Source organism: Eudoraea sp. (genome assembly GCF_049665975.1).
GTDB lineage: Bacteria > Bacteroidota > Bacteroidia > Flavobacteriales > Flavobacteriaceae > Eudoraea.
The window spans coordinates 1-1,666 of sequence record NZ_JBATGR010000423.1 but is presented as its reverse complement, the minus strand read 5'-3'; the positions used below and the strand labels follow the sequence as shown (position 1 = coordinate 1,666).

The following is a 1,666-nucleotide window of genomic DNA, read 5'->3' as shown; positions in this document are numbered from 1 at the left end:
CCATTAAACGTTCTAAGCTCTTTAAGTAAACCGGGGAGGTCTTTCCAAAGACGCCAGGAAATATAATTAGGTATAAACCAGTTTATTGTAAACTTTCGTATTTTAGTGCGACTAACGACCAGGCGTTAGCAATTAAATATAAAACTAACTTGAATGTCTAAAACTTATTACGATCCTGCAGATCTTAGAAAATTTAGCAGTATTACAGAATGGAGTGAAGAATTAGGAACAAAATTTTTTGATTATTACGGTAAAGTATTTGAAGAAGGGGCTCTAACTGCTCGTGAAAAATCGTTAATTGCACTAGCTGTATCACATGTTGTAAAATGTCCTTATTGCATTGATGCATACACAAAAGATGGTTTACAACGTGGTATGACCAAGGAAGAAATGATGGAAGCAGTTCATGTTGGCGCGGCTATTGAAAGCGGAGCAACTCTTGTTCATGGTGTTCAGATGATGAACAAATACAATAAATTATCAATGTAATTATAATAAATGATAACAAAGTCCCTAAAGAAAAGAGAAAGTGAATTAGCAAATGTTAAAAGGCAATTAGAAATTTTATCTAACGGAATTTTTAAAAGCGGTGAACTACCAACTTTCAAAGATAAAATATCTGAGATTGATCAATTCCCGCTAAAGCCAAGGCAACTTGAGATACTCCAAATTAATCTTGGGTATATGTGCAATCAGGTTTGCGAACATTGTCACGTAGATGCTGGTCCGGATCGAAAAGAAATCATGACTAAAGAAATCATGGAACAGTGCTTAAAAGTAATAAAATCTACTGCAGCACATACTTTGGATTTGACTGGTGGTGCACCTGAGATGAATCCAAATTTTAGGTGGTTTGTTGAGGAAGCCTTTAAGGTTGGTATTAAGGATATAATCGTACGGTCTAATCTGACCATTATTAGGTCGAACAAAAAATATTTTGATTTACCTGAATTCTTTAAGAAAAATAATATCCATATTGTTTCGTCGATGCCACATTGGACTCGCGGGAAAACTGATAAGCAGAGGGGTGAAGGAGTTTTCAATAAATCAATTAAAGCGCTGCAGGAACTTAATGCGGTTGGATATGGTTTGCCCGGAAGTAATTTGAGATTGGATTTAGTTTACAATCCGTCAGGAGCTTTTTTACCTGGAGACCAATCATCCATGGAAATAGATTTCAAAAAAGCACTTCTTGATGATTTTAATATACAATTCCATGATTTGTTTGCGATTACAAATTTGCCAATAAGCCGTTTTTTGGATTATTTAATTGCATCTGAAAATTATGAAGATTATATGTATGCCTTAGTTGATGCATACAATCCTGAAGCGGTGAAAAACGTAATGTGTACAAATACAATTTCCATAAGCTGGGAAGGATGGCTTTATGATTGTGATTTTAATCAAATGCTTGACTTAAAAGTAGAAGGTAAAGTAAAGCATATAAAAGAATATAATGAGGACCTACTTCAAAATAGAAACATTAGAGTATTTCAACATTGTTATGGCTGTACTGCTGGATCAGGCAGTAGTTGTCAGGGGTCAGTTATATAAAAAACATTACCATAGTCTTTAAGAGAAGTCCGGAATTAAGATAAATTAAAACTATAGCCAAAGCGAATAATATCAAACTTCAGGAATATGTTGAAATTATGAGGTTCAGGCC

2 protein-coding genes are annotated in these 1,666 nt (G+C 34.3%); both read left to right on the top strand.

Annotated features, from left to right (window positions below; all coding sequences use genetic code 11):
- Positions 1–153: 153 nt before the first annotated feature.
- The gene (locus WBN20_RS13780) at positions 154–489 is read left to right on the top strand and encodes an arsenosugar biosynthesis-associated peroxidase-like protein (protein WP_424282106.1); all 336 of its coding nucleotides are present in this window, start codon (positions 154–156) and stop codon (positions 487–489) included.
- 9 nt (positions 490–498) lie between these two features.
- The gene (gene arsS / locus WBN20_RS13775; RefSeq protein WP_424282105.1) at positions 499–1,554 is read left to right on the top strand and encodes an arsenosugar biosynthesis radical SAM (seleno)protein ArsS; all 1,056 of its coding nucleotides are present in this window, start codon (positions 499–501) and stop codon (positions 1,552–1,554) included.
- Positions 1,555–1,666: the final 112 nt, after the last annotated feature.

Coding starts and splice junctions, on each gene's coding strand:
- WBN20_RS13780 (WP_424282106.1), top strand. CDS start 154: ATGTCTAAAACTTATTACGATCCTGCAGATCTTAGAAAATTTAGCAGT.
- arsS (WP_424282105.1), top strand. CDS start 499: ATGATAACAAAGTCCCTAAAGAAAAGAGAAAGTGAATTAGCAAATGTT.